The sequence below is a fragment of the Niallia laureatilytica genome (assembly GCF_046613985.1).
In the GTDB taxonomy this organism is placed as follows: domain Bacteria; phylum Bacillota; class Bacilli; order Bacillales; family Cytobacillaceae; genus Niallia.
On the sequence record NZ_JBKKHP010000005.1, the window covers coordinates 43008 to 63607 of the forward strand.

General features: G+C 31.4%; 8 protein-coding genes. 1 reads left to right on the forward strand and 7 read right to left on the reverse strand.

The features are described from left to right. Positions 1-28: 28 nt before the first annotated feature. The 4 genes from ACLIJJ_RS13915 to ACLIJJ_RS13930 are packed head-to-tail and all read right to left on the reverse strand — an operon-like array spanning position 29 to position 9371. Positions 29-865, reverse strand: a complete 837-nt coding sequence (locus tag ACLIJJ_RS13915; protein WP_411411090.1) for a DUF4007 family protein — start codon at positions 863-865, stop codon at positions 29-31. After that, on the reverse strand, positions 862-6093 hold the full coding sequence (locus tag ACLIJJ_RS13920) for an ATP-binding protein (protein ID WP_411411091.1): 5232 nt from the start codon (positions 6091-6093) through the stop codon (positions 862-864). Before ACLIJJ_RS13920 ends, ACLIJJ_RS13915 begins: the two co-directional genes overlap by 4 nt. A gap of 5 nt (positions 6094-6098) precedes the next feature. Beyond that, positions 6099-7601 carry a hypothetical protein gene (locus ACLIJJ_RS13925; RefSeq protein ID WP_411411092.1) on the reverse strand — a complete coding sequence of 501 codons (1503 nt, stop codon included), beginning with the start codon at positions 7599-7601 and terminating at the stop codon, positions 6099-6101. A gap of 12 nt (positions 7602-7613) precedes the next feature. Next, complete coding sequence (locus tag ACLIJJ_RS13930) at positions 7614-9371, reverse strand: hypothetical protein (RefSeq protein WP_411411093.1); 1758 nt, start codon at positions 9369-9371, stop codon at positions 7614-7616. A gap of 740 nt (positions 9372-10111) precedes the next feature. On the opposite strand from ACLIJJ_RS13930, the gene ACLIJJ_RS13935 reads away from it, so the two are divergent. After that, positions 10112-10990 (forward strand): hypothetical protein, encoded by an 879-nt coding sequence (locus ACLIJJ_RS13935; RefSeq protein ID WP_411411216.1) that lies wholly within the window; start codon positions 10112-10114, stop codon positions 10988-10990. Positions 10991-11098: 108 nt separating this feature from the next. On the opposite strand, the gene ACLIJJ_RS13940 is transcribed toward ACLIJJ_RS13935, so the two are convergent. The 3 genes from ACLIJJ_RS13940 to ACLIJJ_RS13950 all read right to left on the reverse strand — a co-directional run bounded on the left by ACLIJJ_RS13940 (position 11099) and on the right by ACLIJJ_RS13950 (position 20599). Beyond that, positions 11099-14440, reverse strand: a complete 3342-nt coding sequence (locus ACLIJJ_RS13940; RefSeq protein ID WP_411411094.1) for a hypothetical protein — start codon at positions 14438-14440, stop codon at positions 11099-11101. Beyond that, complete coding sequence (locus tag ACLIJJ_RS13945) at positions 14441-15304, reverse strand: DUF4007 family protein (RefSeq protein ID WP_411411095.1); 864 nt, start codon at positions 15302-15304, stop codon at positions 14441-14443. A 63-nt stretch (positions 15305-15367) separates the two neighbouring features. Then, positions 15368-20599 (reverse strand): FtsK/SpoIIIE domain-containing protein, encoded by a 5232-nt coding sequence (locus ACLIJJ_RS13950; RefSeq protein ID WP_411411096.1) that lies wholly within the window; start codon positions 20597-20599, stop codon positions 15368-15370. Position 20600: the final 1 nt, after the last annotated feature.

The following is a 20600-nucleotide window of genomic DNA, read 5'->3' on the forward strand; positions in this document are numbered from 1 at the left end:
GTTTAGTAACTATATAGTAATTGTATAATCAAATTAAAAGTGAATACATCTTATCCAAACAGTAAGAAGAATTCTGATTTTTTATAATTGTAATTGGTGATAATTGCGCATTAACACTAATTAATCCTACCTCTTGCATTAAATCTAAGGCATCACGTATTTGCCGCTCTCCCCATAAAAATACTCTTCCAAAGTATAATACGTCCGTAATTTCATCAAATGTAATTTCAGAGCGTCCCTTTAATTGTTTACTCCATTTTTCTAATAAAATATATCCATAAGCATATACATTTTCACTTGCAACACGATGTGCATCTAAGTAATAATCTTTGTCCTCCAAGCGAATTAATCCTAGATCACCAAATGATAGATCACTGCTATAGCAAGTTCTAAATGGTGTTAAATTAACATTCATCGAAAAATGCCGTTCAACAGCACTTTGAATTAGCTCATTACTAAAACTCCGTTTTACTTTTGGGATCAATTCATTAAATATATACGACCACATTATAGCTGTAGAATGTTTATCTGCAAGAAATGAATGTAAAATCAATTTTGATATACTTTCTACTAAATAAGGATCCTCTAAAGCAATCTTCTTGCCTAGAGGAGTTAACTTACAAATAAACCTTTTATCTAATTTTTCAAAAGTAATCAACTTCATCGCTGCCGCATAATAAATATGGGGTTCTACTTTCCCAGAAACTTTACCAGTAGGGATCATTGTTCTCTCAGAAATTTCTTCTTTTGTTAACGGACCCTCATTAGAATCGGCCAAGTTTACTATTCGTGAAAGGTATTCTAATTCAGGAGAAAAACTCTGATGAAAATTCATATGATATGTTTCTAACTCTTCTAGATTCATTTGGGTTTTGTCCTTTCATTTAAAGGCGTAACATCAATAGCATGTTTCAACTTAGCTCCTAAACTGCCATCCGGAAGTAGGTCTGAACCAACAACTATACATTGTCCTTTTGAGAGTTTAGTGAGCTTTGTAGCCCAATTTTTTTGCTCATTACTTTCTGGACTTAAAAAACTAGCAATATTTTTATTGTCACCTTCTGGTGGTAAAAAGTGTATTTTCTGACTAGCATTTTGAAATCTAGTAATAGCATCTTTTGTAATTGGATGCTGTAAAGTTTGGGTAGCAAATAAACCAGACCAACCAAACTTACGTCCTTCAGTTAGAATACGCGCGCTTGGCGATGTCTCTGATTGATCTAAGTTTTGAGCTTCATCTAGTATAACTGGGAATGGAGTTTCAACTGATCCATGGGATAGATTATAGCTCCAAATATCCCATAAAATAAATTCTGTTAATAACACTTGAGTATCACGATTAAATCCTGTTAATTGAACAATATATACTTTACCAGCTGCCCGACGTAACTCTTCCCAATCAAAAAGATTTTCCGTTGCAAAAGGTTTACGATCAATCAAAGGATCTAATTTAGATAAAACTGTTTTTGCACTACCTTTATCTAAATTCTCTAGCTCACTACGTAAATAATCAAGACTCATTTTATCCCCATATTTTCTTAAACCACTAACAGTAGCTTTATAGATCGAGTTTTTTTGTTGGTCTCCAATTCCATTCTTCTTGTAAACTGCATAGAATATACCAGCAATTCGCTCTGCAACATCAATATCTGATTCTAAGTCGTATTCATCTTCGTCATATTCCTTAAGGTTTTTCTTAAACGGATTAATAGGAAAGCCATTACGTTGAACATTAAATTGAATTATCTTTCCATCCATTGCTTCTTTAAAATCATCATTTAATTGACTTTTCTTAAAACCATCTGTGTAATCAAATATTAGAGAAGAAATATTGTTATTAGCTAGCTCCAACAGAAGACATTGCATAAAATATGTCTTTCCTACTCCAGACGTACCAGTAATCAATAAATGGCGATTTTCTAATTTAGGATGTCCATACTCCCAATAAATATCTTTATTAGTGCGTTGTTCTTTTCCTAATAAAATTCTTACATCTTGCAGCTTAGTATGTTCTTCATCTGGAACTGATTTCTCAGTAATCAGCGATGTATCTAATTTTTCATTAGATTCATGTTTTGAACTAATATTACTATTGGGCTCATTCAGAATTTCAATAGATTTATTAAGTAAATTATCTATAGATGGTTTAACATCGATAGGTTCTACTTGTGAATTGGTTGTAACTATCCTTTTAGGAAGTTCAGTTATCGGAATGAAAACCTGTTCATTATCATATTTTTCTTCCAACTGACTGTTTACCTCAATAGCAATTTCATTAAATGTATCTTCATCATCTGCAAAATTCTCATATTCTTCATTTGACACATTTTCAAAATGAACAGCTGTCCTGTCTTTTTCAGGTAACAATTGCTTTTGAATGTATAACTGTCCAAAGGGTTGATGGTGTAGTTGAATTCCCGAATGCCCTAAAGGTTTAGTATCAACTTCAAGCTCTTCAGCATTATAATCTAACCAATATGTTAAAAGTGTTGCTTTCCACTCGATAGCAAATTCACCATTTAATATTTTCATTAAATCACTATTTAACTGCTCACGTTCTAACTCATCATTGGTTAAGTAAACAGGTGAAAATGCTAGCAGGCGATACAATTGGGCAAACCAGTATCGGCGGTCATGTGCTTCTGAGACAGGTGAGAATACACTCGAAAGAAATTTATATCCGTTTTCTAGTTGTAAAATACCTTTTTCTATATGAATTGGATTCTCTTTACCCATTTTACATTCTACTAAATTTGCTTTAATTCTAAGAACATCATTTTCACTACGTATAATTTCTAATTCCAACAAGTCAGGTCGATTTGGCTTATCATTAAACCAATGGTTGTATGAATCTAAAGAAATGAAGCTCTTTAGAAGAGTATCATCATTTTTTTGAGCAACATTTAATGATTGAACAGCCAATAAACTTGATAAATAGCTATGGATTTCATAGTCATACGGATTCAGTGCTTTAAGAACTTTAATACCATCTAAAATTACTGAGTCTTCGAGGCAATACTCCGCTGCTTGCTCATACATTACTGGTAACCACGAAGGAAATAATTTCCTTAAGCGACTTTCCAAACGTGCTTTAATATCTGTTTTCATTTCGACAGAAGCTGAAATTGCAACGTTTAGTTCCCCATATACACCCTCTCCAGTTGAAAAACTGATTATATTCTCAGAATCAAAAATTTGTTTATCGAGCCCTGTATCAATGCTAACTACCCATCGCGCTTGTTCATGGAAAATTGTCAATAAATCTTTAATTCCCGTTTGAATAGAGAGTTCTTTTTCTACACGATAATACTTATTTTCTTTTGCGTAAGAATTTTGCGCCCAAAACACTAATTGCGAGTGGGCAAAGGATGCTTCAAATTGCATTTGGCTAATTGAAATACTTCGTTTATCCTGATTATTTGGAGCTGGTATAGGATTAAAAACCATTGGGAATTTTGTTTCGCTTGGTGTAATTTTCTTTCCAAAACTCGTTTTATATATAATATCACTCGTATACAATAAATTATCTATAAATGCTAGATCATATGCTTTGTATACTAATAATTCTTTTAATTTTGTAACTTCATTAAATTTGTAGGTAATAAAGTGAATTTTTAGTTCAACTTCATCATCTACACTAAATGTTTGATCTAACCACAATTTCAAATAATTCTGTGCCTTATAATTTACTTTAGAAGTTAGAATATCCAACTCTAATCTCAAATTGCCAACTTGTTTCTGTTGTACTTTAATAAAGTTTTTTATCCCTTCAATAATTGGATATAGATGGTCAAAGTTAACGAAACATAATGACAATGTATCAATATTTGATGGAAATGTTTTAATATATTCCGCAATATGAGATTGTATAATATAAGCTTTTGAAGAACTTGTTTTATCATTATCATCTTCTAGCTCATCTTCATAGCCTATCTCGACTAAATTAGAACTATCAATAATTTGTGTTCGATTTGATTCTCCATGTAACGCATAATAACCTAATACATGTGATGGTGCACGATTCACTCCATTTTTTGTAATTAAACAATCCACACCAGAAAGAATTGCAGATTGATTCTCAACTTTAGATAATTCATTTAGGGAATTTGATAATTTTGTATTTTCGAAATCACTCACTAGATTAAATATTATATCCACTAATCCTTGGCGAATAAATGCTTGTTTAGCCTCAATTTTTTCAACCATAGCAGGATGAAAAGGTGGAATAATTGCCCCTTGTATAGCATTGTTTTTATCTATAAGGTCCTGTTCTTCTATGATGGTAAATAGATTTGAAATTAAGTTAAAATGATCTTTTTCATAGTTAGGATACGAGTTATAAGACTTCCATAAATCATTATAAACTGTCACATAAGCATTTATTAGCTCCGCAGTAATTCTCGTTTTTTGAACATTAATTGCATTGTAAAAACCATTATTATTGATTTCCATTATAAATTTCGCAAAGGGCTCAATTAAACGATAAAGTTTGTTTATAACTTTCTTTTCATCCAAGTTCCCACCCATATTAGACGGACTAAACATTTTTAATGTATTATGAAGAACTATTTCGGAATTACTTAATTGATAATGAAATGAAACAATATCTGTACTTGTTAATAGGTTTCCCAACTGTTTACACGTGAAAATTGGTAACTTATCCTCATTATTTAACGCTAGTTGATCTTCAATATACGGAATTAATTTAAATGTCTGAAGCCAATAATCAAATGGATTAAAGGACCATTGAAATAACCATTTAGAATCATTGTCGCTTGCTAATTTAACTTCAAAATCAATTTTTGAAAGAGAGTTTGGAGTTTTAATAAAATCCAAGTTAATTGCAGTTCTATCTTTAAGAGCAAATGGATCCAGATTATTATAGTATTCAATGGTTACTACATTTTGTACGCCAATATTTAAATAATCTACTAGACCACCTAATGCAAGACAGAGTTCACTCCAGCGATTAACACGGTCCTCTTCTAAAATACCTTCTGCTAATTTAGCAGTAATTACCTTTATTATGATTTTATCTGACGTTTGTACAGGCTCGGACATCTGTGTAAGTACTTCTAAAATCATTTGGGAATATACATGACTAGGATCGCCTTTTATTTTTATAACACGGTCTTTACGTGGCTTTGTAGTATCATTCTTAATACCTAATATTTCAGTTGTTATTGTTTGATCAAATTGTGCTAGTTTAGGTCGTAACTTCTCTAAGTTATCTCCCTTAGCAAAATCAATAATATCTTCGCAATACCTTTCAATTGATCCAAACGTTTCTTTTATTGGTTCATGAAAATCTAAATACTTATCATTATTTTCTTTAAATTTATTAAATTTCTCTCGTATGTTTTTTTCAGTATTACTACTTAAACTCTTATAAGTATCACGCTTAATAAATTTTTGCCCACTGTCTAATAACTTGAACGTTTTTCCTTTGTTTAATTCGCTAAGCAATTTATTATTTACCGTAAGAATATTAGGTAAACCAAATTCCAACCATAGGTTTCTTAGAACGTACTCAACAATTTCATCAACCTGATATAAATTTAAATTGACTGCATTATCCGCCATATCACTAACCTTCCATAAATCCATTGGTACATGTTTAAAAATCTCTTTAAAAAGGTTATTAATAATATTGATAGCACGTAGATCACTAATATCTAAAGTTTCAAAAAACACAGCGGAATTCTCTTTATATTCGCTAATCATATCAGCAGGAGTAATTGAATAGAAGTCTGCTAAACCTCCTTTATCCTGTACACTTTCTGTAGCAAGTAAAACAACAGATTTCTTCATTTCTCCAAATTCATTACGGAGTTTTGTAAAGCGTTGGTCTAAGCTAACAAAACCTAACCTTAGCATTTCTTCCATCTCCGTTGGATATTCATCTTTCCATACCTGGTACTTTTCTTCAGAAAGCTGTACCTCTATATTTTCAAATGTAGAGGTTAAGTATTTAGCTACTTCTAGATAAATACTTGGCTGATTGAAATAATCTAATCGAAGAAATACTGCTTGATCTGAATCACTAATTTTATGTCCGATGAAAGTACTTAACTTTTTAATATATGCCTTCATTTCATTCACCCTATAAATGGATTTTCTACAATAGAAGTAGCGTCCGATAAATTACGTAAGAAACCACAGTTTCTTAACATTTCTAAGAAAATATTTTCATTTTCATTAAAATCATTTAGATATGAGATGTCTTCAAAATGTATTTGTGCTTCTTTAGGACCAATGACAATATTGTAATGTTCATGGCACAATTCGAGAAATGTCGTTAATAATAAACGTTCACCTGGATTAATTAATGTTAAAACAAGAATTTTCACTAAATTTTCGTTCAAAGACATACGCATATTACCGCCATTAGGAGGTATAACTAAGCCTATATCCTTTCCTAACTTACGTACTAAAAGGCTTGTATCACTAACAGCATCCTTTAACAGACTCTTCTTCTCAGCCATGTCTTCGTTATAAACTTTATAAATGGCCCTAAAAACATTCTCTTCTAACTGTTGATATCCTTGAACTGCTTTTTTACGAATAGCTCCTTGTGAATTTCTCGTCAAATCAATTACCCATGGTTGTTTATGTTCTAAATTTAGTGTTGTTTGAGAACGATACGTCATCATTCGAATAATTTGTATAGCTATCAAGTTGCCTACGAGTTCTACCTTTTCAAAGGCATCTAACTCACTTGATAATAAATTGTGTAATTCAACGACAGTATACTTTGCAACATTTTCATAGTCTTTAGGTATAACTTCCATCGTTTTGTCTAGATAGTGGAATTGTGGTTTGTTGTCTATTTCATCCACAACATCTTCCCATTCACCTTGAATATAGTTTGCTAGTACACTTAATTGTGGTATAGATGTGATCATCTCTTTTAGCTTTTCAGACAATTTATCTCGATACATTTCATCTAATTTATCTAAACCTTGTAGCACATGCAAGTAATATACTTCCCCGCCTCGTGCCATAAACATATGTTGAGAAAAATTAAACTCTCGATCAATTTTCGAAAAGCTATTCTCTTTTGATAGATTTTCAGTTCTTGTTTTCTTATTACCAATCGACTCACTAAAAATAATTTCTGGAGCTAATGGTAATAGAGACTGGGCAAACCAAGAACGTTTTCCTATAATTGCGTTGTATCCGTAAAATAAATCTTGTAATATATCTAATGCAAACTCTTTATCATAGTTAGTTCCCTCTATTTGTACCGTTTGCTTTAAATGTTCACGATGATGCTTTAGCGCATAACGATCAATTTCAAAACGTTTCTCTTGATCACTTCGGTTAAAAAAGACAAAGCGTTTTAACCCCATTTTTGGAGCTGGATAATAATGAATTTTTTTAGTCATATCATTAATTTTATTAAAGTAGAATCCGTTTTCTTTAATTTGGGCATAATCCATTTTCCCCTCACTTTTAGGTGATACAAATACTAATAAAAACTCTAATAAATATTCATATAAAGTTTGGTCTTTATAAATACGGTGACCATATATTTGAATCTGTGGATTTTGAGCTTCTAGGTCATATCCTTTATAATTTGGAAAGTACTCTAATGTCATCACAGGCTACTCCTAGTCAAAATATAATTTTTTATTATCGCTATCTATTTCAATGTCTATAATTTTAGGCCCTTGTAGTGTTTGAATTAACAACTTAATTACTTCATCACCATCAGTAAATCGATATTCTTTATACAACTGTGCTTTTAATCGATGAATCCCTTGAGATAATACAGGGTTTAATTTTGTAGAAAGAGATCCATTCGCTACTTGATAAAAATAATCTAGTAAAGGCAGTGGTATTGTATAACTTTGAGATAACCGAGTAAATTTCATATATATGCAATACGTTTGTTCATCTGAAACCAAATTTTCAATTTGCTCTGCATCTACTATAATGCTATCATAATCAATTTTACCTACTAGAAGATAAACGTTTTGATTATTAAATCCACTACGTTTTAATGGCAAGTAAAGTACACTTTCCGAAGTAACTGCACTACTGTCTCCCATTATCAATACTTGCAAGGCTTTAAATATAATTTCTTTCAAATGACGTTTTGAGCGAATTCGCATTCCATTTTTACGATACGATAAATAATTTGGATATATTGGTGAATATAATATGCCATATAAATAGTCTTCTTGTTTTTCATCCATTTCTGCAAATAAGATTCCCATACGGCGCATGGCTTTACGAATTAAAAATGGTTCCTTTTCATAGAGTAATTGTTCAGTATTTAACAGTCGACGACGCATAAAGTGGTCCCATGTGTTTTTGGTAATTGATCGTACTTCTTCAACTAATACATTAAAGTTCTCTTTTACAAAAAACTCGTGATCAAATACTAACTTTTTCTCATCTAACTTCATTTTTTTCAACTCGGTTATGGACTTAATTTTCAAGGCATCATTGTTCTCAATTAATCCAATATATCCAAAAAATAAATTACTAATATGGTAGTCAAATAAAATCGTCCTACGATTTATAATATTCAGTTCTTGGCACTGTAAGTTTCCTGTAATTGCATAAGAAAGATGTGATAAAATTTGACGAATTGTTAATCGCTTATCATTATCAGCTAGCCAGCGATAATAATTAACAACGAAACGTTTAAATTTTTCTTGATGTCTTTTCAAAGTCACATAGTTATTATATATTGGACATAATGTTCCTAACTCACATGTTTCTGAATCTTTCCATAGCTCCTCATTTAAAAGGTTATCAATTAAAAATGGTACGACATCTGTATTGTCTAGTAATGCTAGATTAATGACTAAGACAGATATGTTGCCTATGATCCCTTCTTTAAAAGAGTTTTCGTCCATTAGTTTTAGGATCTCCATCTCAATTTCGCTTTCACTGAACTCTGAATTTCTATAATAGTTTTTAAACGCATCAATTAAGGGGCCGGTATTCGATACAATGATACTAGATCCATCATTTTTAACAGTATCAACTCCTTTTTGAATACACTTTTTTTGGCTATCACTTATTAGCTCACTCATATCTTTTACATAATATAATGACTGATCATTCAGTTTGTTTAAAACTGTATCTTCTTCCTTAAGCGGCTCTCCTGCTGGAACTGCATTAATTTGACGTAATATTTGATGCAATAAACTAGTTTTACCATCTCCTGCATGACCTGTTAATACTATGAACAATTTTTCATTTGCAATTTTTTGTATTAAATAGCTACCGATCTTTCTTTCCACACGAATATTTTCGTAGAAAGAGTTTGAAAACTGCGATTCTGCTATCGCATTATCATTAGAACTATTGGCATTATTCATGGATTGCAAATATTTTATATATTGTGTATGCATATGACACCTCTTTGTTATTGTGAGGGAGTTAATAATTAGTAAATATTTGATCACTGGTTAATTTCCACTTATTTATTATGTTAATAACCATTGATAAGTAGCAATTGATATTTTTGAATATTTCTTGCCGGCTTAGCTTTAGTTCAAGTATTCACTTCAAAAAAAAACACGTGCTTCAAATTATATTAGCAGTCTCCCCTAAAACCTGTATAATTATTCCTCAAATGGAGATTGTATGAATGATAGTATAACTTAGACATCTGTTCTAGAGATATCATGTTTATGCTAAATTAATATAACTTAGCAAATAGTAATATAATGTAATAATTATACAAAAAATAGTACATTTTTAATATAATTATTATTTTCCATTTCAATTATTTACCTAAAAGTTTTTTAAAATTGGTGTCATTATTTCTAAATATCAATTAACTTAAATTTAATGAGGAGAATTCTCCTTTTCAGAAGAATATTGACATAATTCCTTCACTTACTTTTATCGGCCTTATTTAAGTTTACTTTAATTATTTTCCTACTATAAAAATAGAGTACTCAAGGCTCCCCATTTTATCTTCCCTTGCTTATATCTAGGGCAATTTCATAACTAACTGGAAGAAATTTTTAAAGAAATAAATCAAATATTTTTAATTTCTCTCTATATAAATGATATAATTAATCGTATTCTAAAATCCAACTTTAGAACTGTTTAAGCAATTTTGTGAGGTGCAAAAAAGGTGAATATGAATAACGTTAAAACACAAAAAACATCTGATCGCTCCGCTTTAGGTGTTTTAAAAGCTGGTACTAAATCAGCTGATACAGGTCGCAAGGAAATTCATGTAGCTATGTTCAGCGGCGGTGCATCTTCTGCATACGTTGCCTACCATATAGTTCAAAAGTATGGTAAAGAAAATTGTGTATTGTTTTTTACAGATACGCTATGGGAAGATATTGACAACTACCGTTTTATGGAGGAAGTAGCAGAATATATCGGAATGGAGATTACCACACGTATAGATGGCAGAACTCCAGAAGAGGTTTTTCATGATGTTCGTTTCTTAGGAAATTCACGTATGGCAAAATGTTCAGAGGAATTAAAGGTAAGACAAACATTGATCTATCTTGAAGAACTTCGTGATGAACATAATTTAGAGCCGATTCTATATTTTGGTATCGGGCCACACGAACAACATCGTGCTATTAACTTACAGAATTTTTATGAGCACAATCCCATTGAGCCAATTGAAACTCGGTTCCCTATGATAGAAACATATAAGGAAGATTTAGATACAAAAGAAATTATTCGAGATGAGTGGAAAATTGCTCTTCCTCGCATGTATGGTCTTGGTTTCTCCCACGCTAACTGTGCAGGTCGCTGCGTAAGAGGCGGTCTTGGCCATTATGCACTTCTCTATAAAGTATGGCCGGAACAATATGCTGAACAAGAAGCTATGGAAGAACGGTTCCGTGAAAAATTTGATAAAGATGTTTCCATTTTAAAACGAAATAGCAGTGCATTTACACTAAAACAATATCGTGAATTAATGGACAGAGATGGTATAGAAGCATATCTAAGTGAAAGAGACGACACAATACCTTGTGTGTGCTCTTATTCTTAAATATTGAAGAGTATGCATAACAATTTTAGGCTGTCGAGTAGATTTCGACAGCCTTTTTCTATAAGAGTTTTGCACAAAATACAAATTTTTCCTTTAGTTAATTACTTCTTAGCTATTTAATTCGCTTAAAATTTTATACATAATATACTTTACTTCATCAGGCGAAATTGTTCTTCCTCCATTTTGGACTATTCTACTAACATTGCTGTAAATAGTTTTTCCTTTTATAGACATGTCTACTTCTTTAATCTTCATAACCGTCTGATCTCCAGTTACTATTTTGACTACTTTAGCATCTTCATGTAGTGTTGTTAACTGTTTAATTGCTGAAATAAATGAATCGTACGTAATATCAGACCAATCCTTTAAATTAACCCCTACAGTTTTCTCAATCAAGTAATTTAGCCAATCTTCTGCATTATTTACTTTCTTAATTGTTTCGGCTAGAATTGGGTTTTCTTTTATTAATGATTGGTTCTGCTCCTCCCATTCATCCCATTTCTCAACAAACCAAGTATCAAGCACAGTTTCTTCAATGACTTTCCTCGTCTTTGACAAATGATTTTCTAATATATTCTTAATCTGAAGAAGTTCTTGTATCCCACTGCCTTTGAGTAATTTTCCAATACGTGTCGCGGCTTCTAGTGGATCAGTTTCACTATGACGAATTATTTCTTTAAATAATAAGATATCACTTGAATGCATACTTGTTATTTGCGTTATTCTAGGTAATTTCCTCAGCCAGGAAGTTAACTCATTAAATAGTACAACTGGTTGCACAGTTAATCTCCCATCAAAAAAAGCTTCATTTATTAACTTTAAAGTGTTAATTGTTTCTGAGGAAAGTTCATATATTTCGTATTCATAAAAGTCTACATTCTGTTCTATTATTTGATACATTAGATCTGCATTCATTTGACTTACATAAAAATCATTAGCATAGAATGCCATTTGATCCCAATAATCCTTTAATAACGCTGTCACTAATATTGGCACAAGTGGCTCACGCATTCCGAATGGCTCACGTAGTAAAATCTTATACAGATCAGTAAATTTCCCCCTAGGATGTTGTTGAACAAATTCTTTTAGATGCTTCCTCATTAAAACCAATTGTTTATTGTCAAGCTGGTCAAGTCTGTTAAAATTATAAGCTTGATTTTTTAGTAGTGTAGCATAAATTAAATAATCTGGACCAAATCCCGAAAAAGAAAACTCCCCATTAAAAGTTGGACTAATCAATTCACTTAGTACTGTAATAGCTGCCTTTTTTTGCATACTTGTTACATTACTTTTGTTAAACCCTTCATTCCTCACCTCAAGTGTATGAGGGAATCTTTTATACATCCAGTTACTTAGAAATGATTCTAGATTCTCTTTAGATTCAAAAGGTGGTAATTCTTCACCATCAAAAATCCATTTTAGAGCTGTTTGATCAAATTTCTGTAATGGCTGTAAAATTTGTTCAATATCATATTTAATACTTTCAATTCTAATTTCAATTTCTGACTTTAAATTTTCATCTTGCTGTAATAGTTCTTTATTGTCTAACAATGTATACAATACAATATACTGGTCAATTTTTTCTTGAAGAAGTTCTACATCAAGTGATGGTATACAAAAAAGAATATTAGCCTTTTTTTCCTCTTTTATGGTCTTTACTACTTGACTAAACTCTTCATTACTTCGATATAGTACATAAACAAGTACACCATCACCTGCTGAATTCAAAGTAGAAAGTTGTTCCTTCCAGCTAAACTTTGCTTCGATGAATCGAGTCATACTTTTATCACTATTATAAGCAAGAGGAAGATAATACTTATTTAAAAATATACGATCTATATATTCAATTCTTCTTGTATCATTAATAATTGTTGATTGCTTGAACTCATTAAATATATTTTCAAATTCCACAAGTGAACCACTATAGAGTTCAAATGAATTAGCAAATCGATTAAAACGGATTAGTTTTGAATTGGTTAACTCGCTTAACGCTCTTTCAACTGCTTCTAATGATAATCCTAATGCAAACTGCAAAAATGCTTTTGTAATGGCAAACGGTCTATTCGCAATATTAATTAATGTTACAATTTTAACTATACGTTTAGCGTTTGGATTAAGACCGTAACTCATTGCCATTCGATAGAAACGAAGATCTTCTATTAAATAAAAAGTTGACTCATCTGGGTAAAAATAATCAAAAAGCTGATCAGCATAAAACCAAGTAGAAATTTCAGAAGTTCTTTCACTGTCTGCTAAAAATGTATAAAGAGTCCGTTCATTTTGTCCCAAGATATTAGACAATGTTGGTAATAAACGAATTGTTAATGGATGAATTGGTTGACACCCTTCTAGAATTGCTCCTTCTACTTCCGTAGATGTCATATCTGGGAACAAATTATATTTTAGTATTTCACTACGTAAATAATCAATATCCTCAACTAAGAACAAGTTACCACCATCTACTGATCTAACACTTTCTAAAATTTTGAAAGCTGAGCGATAAAATAATGCTGAGTCACTTTCAAGACGATGATCTAGAAATCTTTTTTCTACTCGCTCTAACTCTGATTTGGAAAGATTATTATTCGAAGATGCATACTGCCTTAATCCAGTATGTGTTATAAAGAGCAAACCTAAATTAGAAATTCTGTTAGATATTTCTGCTAAGTCTTGCAGCCCCTGCATTGTTTGATAAATACTAGATTGATTTACAGTTTGTAGAAAACGACCAAACTCATCATAAACAAGAAATATACCTATTTTTTTTGTTTTAAGCTGCTTTAAAATGTATTCTAATTGCTCTATAAAAGGCACATTGTTCTCACTTAAAAACATTGCTCCAGAAGTTAGATGTGGATACATTTTCTTAAATTCAACGATATACTCCTCATCCCCCAGCTTAATCTGAGTTAACATTTCTGGTAAAAGAATATTAAGGCGATTACAGTATTCATCTAGACGCTTGTATGTGACTGGATACTCTCTTTGCCACAAAGATACCATTTTTAAGATATGCTCACCATCGCCCTTTAAAGAAATGGATATATTATGTTCTTTTATTTGATTTATAACTGCCTCTAATATTATTTGATCAAAATCACCGGACTTACCAGTTATAGCAACTGGAATCCACTTTACTTCTTTTTTATTAAGAGTTTCATTTAACGACTCATAAGACTCTGGACTGACAGTGTTAACATCGTGTAGGAAATCTTTAACATCTTTACTATTTTTACGAGCTGATATCAGTGATGCCGTAAGTGCCCCAACCATTGACTTACCTGCTCCATATGGTCCTACCATTAAATGTGCTTTATGCTCATCATCTAATATTCCTTTTAAAATAGAATTTAATATATCAATTTGGTTGACATTAGGGACGAATTGTTCAAATAAATCTGATTGTCCTATATCATACATTACATTAATACTCGATTTAAACTTTGCCACTTACCTTACCTCTTTTTCATAAAAAACTTTGATGTAGGCCATAGGATTAATAGGTTCCTTAATTCTAACTATATCCAAACGATTAGTTCTAGTGAAAATAATTGGGAACTGTTTTTGCATTTCTTCTATTGCTTCCACAATTGTACTTCTATTCAAATTAAAAACTTTCCCCCATAATTCGGGCGCGTTAACTAAATCATCGACACTTATTTCATTTATATTATGCTTTTGCACATATAGTAATAAACTCGTAAATAAAAGATTATAGTTTTTATATTCGACTATAGGCATTTTTGTATAACTTGTTCGTAGTGTTTGTACAATTAACCCTAATTCTTCAAATGGACTTTTAATAACATCCTCTGGTGTTGCATTCTCAAAATCCTTGATTAGATAGGTTAAGAATAGGCAATCAATATCTCGTTTTAAAGAGTTTAAAGAAACGGGTTTATCTTGTGTTGTCTTAACCCAAGCTTCCAATGCTTCAAGCACTGTATTACGATCAAAAACATCTTCTTTAAAATAATTGAAGAACCAGTACCAAGTTGTTGCTATTTTTTCATTAGTCGTTAAAAAGTAATGTAGTAATCCTACAGTAAAGTTTTTTTGTAAATGGGGGTCATACTGTTCTATTATTAGTCCAAATTCTGTTAAATGTTGTTCCGTTTGAATACTCTTTACATCTATCATTACATTTGTAGCATTCATCCAGTGACGAACAGATTTCGCCATATTCTTTCCTATGCCTAAGCGCTCAAAATGGTCATCTTCATAAAAAAATCGAGGATTTTGCTTTACCTCGAACATTCCTTTGTGAAGCCACTGAGGACGTAAATAAAAGCTCTGATGTTGTCCAAATCCCATATTATGTCTACCACCTTCATGATAAAACGAATTAGTCTCTAGAGACTAATTCGTTTGGTCGTTCTAATTTTTAAAATAATTCATTAATGCAACAAATGCTTCATGATGCAAATAAGGGCTCTTTCCACGTGAAGGTTCACTGTTAGCCTTTAGCAAGAAATCACCTTTACCTGCTAAATTTTCAGCTCCGCTAGTATCTAAAACAACATTTGATGCTACTCCATCAGTAACTTTTAGCGCAAGGCGTGCTAACAAGTTGTTTTTAATTGTTGTATTTATAACTTCGGCTTTAGGAGATTGTGTACACACAATCATATGCAAACCAGCTGCACGTCCTTTTTGACCAATTCTAGCTATTGTAGTTTCAATTTTTTTCGCTAACTCTTTTTCTTGAAGCATAAAATCAGCAAACTCATCAAATACAACTACAATTCGAGGAAGCTTCTCTTCATTACTACTTTGCCTTTCAATCATTTCGTTATATTCTTTCAAGTTACGAATATAATGCTTACTGAATAAAGTATATCTAGATTCCATTTCATCTACAAGATTGTTTAAATAATTAACCGCATCTTCAATGTTAGTTATTACCTGACGAGTATGTCTAGTTCCTTGGAATGGAGTAAACTCAACTTGTTTTGGATCTATAAATACATATTGAAGTTCAGAGGGATCATACAAACACATCAGAGCAAAAACAATAGAATTTAGACTTACACTTTTACCGCTCCCAGTCGACCCAGCAACAAGCATATGCGGTTCTGTACCATTAAAATCTACAGTCATAACATTATTTAATGGATCAAGTCCAACCGGAACAATAAAACCATCAGATAACTTTTGTTCAGATACTTGTTCCCTAACAAGATGCATAAATTTATCAAAATAAACTGTTTCTGACTCTGGACGGTTAATATCAATATTAATTCCATTCTTATCACTAAAGACATTCGGTGCAGAATCAATTTTCAACCATAAAGCCATGTCTTTAGCTTTCTTCTCAACAGAAGAGATACTTTGATTAGGCGGTATATTTCCTATAACCCGAATAACATTTGCGCCAACAAGAGTTCGATCAATAGTTAATTTAATATTATTCAGATTTAATTTCGTCCGAAGAATTTGACCAAACTGCCTGCCTAGTTCTTCATCAGCCTTTGTTTTCTCGATATCATTTTCAATGGTTTTTACATTTTTCAATGCTTCCTTTTCAGGAAAATCGTCAGTATCCTTATTTAAAGGAGATATCTCCAATGGTGATTCTTCCTGTTTGACAATTTCTAGTTCGAGTTCCGATTCATTATCTGAATTAGTAACAGATATCTCAGTTGTATCAATATCATACTCTTCATCTATTTGTACATCTTTGTTAATTGTCTTCTGATCTAATTCTTCATTATGGTTAACAATAATAATATCTCTCTCAGTAAGAAAATCCTCAAATGAGATAGCTTCTTCAACTAATTGATGATTATCTTCTTCCTGTCCTTGGTTTTCTGCCTTTAAAGCCTCTAAAATATATGAGCGTGTAAAAGTTTTAGTCACTACATCATCAAATTCTAGAACATCCTCATAATGACCAACCTCAATTTTTTCTTTACTTTCAAATTGGACATCTTGTGAATAGATATACGCGTTAATTTCTTTTTCAAACTTAAATTTCACTTTTGTATTAGAATCATTTTTTAAATTCTCTAGTATTGCAATTTCTTTATTATTATATGATCTAGTATCTACTAATAATTTTATGATCGAACCAAGGCGCATTTCTTTATCAACGGCTTTGGTATCAAAGTCAAAGAAAGTCTTAAGAACTTTTTCACCACTAAATAATTGCTTGGCGGCGTCAGTGACTTCTGCCTCATAAGAATTATAATGAACTAATTTTAATTCAACTAACTTAAATGAAATTCCATATTTTTTTTCTTCGTTATTGTATTGTATAGAAATTTTAAGCAAGTCAGGACGTTTTTGATTTCTACGGAACCAATCTAGCTCATCACACATACACCATAGTACAACTTCATTATCTTTCACTTCACTTTCACGCTGAACAGTTAAGTAAACAGATAATAATTCATGAATAAATTTCCCAGGACCCAATGATCTTAAAACTGAACCACCTGACAATTGTTTAACCTGATGAATCATATCACGAACTACACCTCCATCAAGAGCTTTAATTGATAGAAGGTCTTTTAAACGATTTGATAATCGTTCATGATAATAGTAATTTTCTGTATGATCCATAAACTTTTTGATTGATTCAGATGAAGAAACGAGAACTTTTACTTCTTCTTTTCCTTTTCGGTCAATATGATAGCGTATTATATTTGCTTTATTCGTTACCTGGCTAACAAGCATAGGATCCATATATTTATCATACGTAACTACCCAGTTGAATTTTTCATGTACTAGATTATACAAAGCATTTTTCTCAGTTTGAGTAATTTGAATGTGACCTCTTAATACTTGAGTTAAATTACTTTCATTAACCGTAATACCACTTTGCAAAACATACTGCAAATCGTAAAAACGTTGAAAAACCAATGGTTGACTATCTGAGATATAATTGATTAACCTTGTTCCTTCCTCTGAAGATCTGTAACCTGTTTCATTTACAAATTTCCAGGCTGAATCTTCTAAAAGGCATGTATTTAACGGTCTAGGATGGAAGTTCTTAGGTACATTCAAATTATGTTTTTGACCAAAATAATCTACAAAAATGGCAATATCAAAATCTACCATGGATTTAGATAATGTTTTTTCTAAGTTCCCTTCAGAATGATGTGGCATCACATTTACTTCCAGCTTAGGGAGACCTCCCAATAAAGGTAGAGGTGTAGTATACTCTTCTTTTGCACTTAGCCATTGATTAAGTTCATCATATAATACAGCTGCTTTAGATGGACTATGAATAGTGACATTCAACTTTTTGATATCTCCCTTTCGCAAGAGAGTTTCTATGGCTTTTTTCACATAATCCAAATTGGTAACATATAAGAATAAAATGTCTAAACTATCGACGGCATATGGGTAAATCCGCACATAATCTTGCGCAATCTTACCCATTTCATTTGCAAAATTTGTTGCTTGATTGGAATCACTTTCTTTTGTTTCCTCTACCACATATATACCTTGTCCATATGCTTCCTCTTGCTCGAAGAAAAATACATTTTGTTCACCAGTAGATAAATAAGCAGGTGCTAACTGCGAAAGCTTATTTAATTCAAATCCTTTGTATTGCTGTATATCCTCAATCGTACGCGTAGGATTTAATTCTAGAGAAGTATCAGACAGCTTTTTAATTAATTTGCCAAAATGAACAAGCTTGTATCCATATGCGATAAAACGAATTGGATTAAAAATAGATACAATTTGTTTTGTAGTTTTCTTTACATTTGTTAAATTAGTGCTTTCTGTATATTCTATAACACCCATTTTATTGATAAGACCATGCACCTTACGAACAGCTTGTACATCGGAATAGGTGTATTTTAAATAATCCTCTACTAATATAGAAATCTTCTCAAGTAATGTTCTTGTCCATCCTTGCTTAATAGAAAGTTGTAGTAGGTTTATATAATTCTTATAAAATGTTAAGAAAGCCTCAATATGCGGTATTAATTTACGATCACTTAACTCACTTGTTGCTTTAATTTCTTCTAATTCTTGTTTAAATAATTTTGTATATTTTTGTGATGAATCCACCACTACGTAACCAAGTTCCCCGTCATTTATAATATCTTCATAAAAATCAAAAAAACTGTTATTCTCCATTTCAAAAACTGCAGATTCAATTTTAAAGTTAGTGGAGTCTAGTTTTTCTTCATTTCTCATTAAAATAATATCAAAAGATAATAATTCCGGTAGTTGAGTAACACTTGAATCTTCCTCACTAATTAGTTCAATAATGATATTTTCTGAAAGGAATGAGATTGCTTGTAAATGATAATTTAAAAAATCAAAATAAACTGGGGGTACAGTTTCCTTTGAAGTCTTTGTAATCTGAAAAGAAAGTTCGCCATTAAAATCTTCTTCTTCAACTTTCTCCAACATAACTAGCATTTCAGCAAACAATCCTTCAATTAATCCCACGTATTCAGAAGGGTTTTCAAGCTTGTTTTCAATGTTAATAATAGATTTCATTATTCCTTCACGTTCAATATGCTGTACAAACTCTTCGCGAAAATTACGAACTGCTTCCAAATCTTTTTTATCTAAAACAGCTTCTATACCTACATCAAATTCATGCTCTTTTTGTTGCTTTTCTTTTTCCAATTTGTCAGCTTCTTCTTTTGTAGTAGCTTCTGCAATCTTTTCACTATAATTAGATAACATGTGATCACGAACATTTATCAGGCGATTTTTAATTCCAGTAGGTAGTTTGAAATTAAATATTTTTTCAGCAGATGAATAAGGTACTACTAAAAAATCTTTATTTTGTTGGAATACAAATTCAGACGCCTTTTCTAGTAGCTCTGCCTCCATCCCCTCGAATAAACCCCAAACTTCATTAGGGTAACCACTTTCTTGCTCGTTTTGTATAAATAAATCTACACTTGCTAACATTTTTTCAGGATCTAAGTAATGAGCATTACTCTTTCGCAAGTGACTAAGCAGATAATTTTTTTGAATTGATTTTCTTAAAATAGCTTTATTATCTGTTCGCATTGAGTCATCTTTAAACATTCTTAATTGGTCCAATGAATAACCAATTCTTTCTGACATTAATAAAAACTTATCTTGATGAATAACTTTTTCTAAAAAATTCAGCATTAAAGTTAACTGTGAGTCAGTAACTGTTTGATAAATATTTAAGAATGATACCAATTCATTAACTTCAGAAACTAATAAAAAATCATTTTTAATGAGCATATTAGAAAGAGCTGTAAAACCTTGCTCCGATAAGAGCTGAGATTCATCAATTGAAACAATATCTTTCAAACTTTGAGCCTCTGGAGTTTTTTTATTCATTAAGAGGATTAGCGCTTCCCCAGAACGAATAAAGTTGCGAAGCCACACGCTAGTCTCATGACTTTGACAAGCGTACGATTCAAAACCATTAATTGCTGCAACAGTTTTAAGAACTGGAACATAGGATGAAGCAAGCTCTTGTTTTGAGTCTATAATTGCATTCAAAATAGCGGATCCATATTCGTCACTAATATTATTAATTTTCAATAAAACTTTTTCAGCATTTTTATTTTTATTTTCTAAAAGATAAGATTTAATATACTCTGCAATCCAGTAACCTAGAAGGGAGTGTTTATTAATTGTTTTTGTTACAGACATC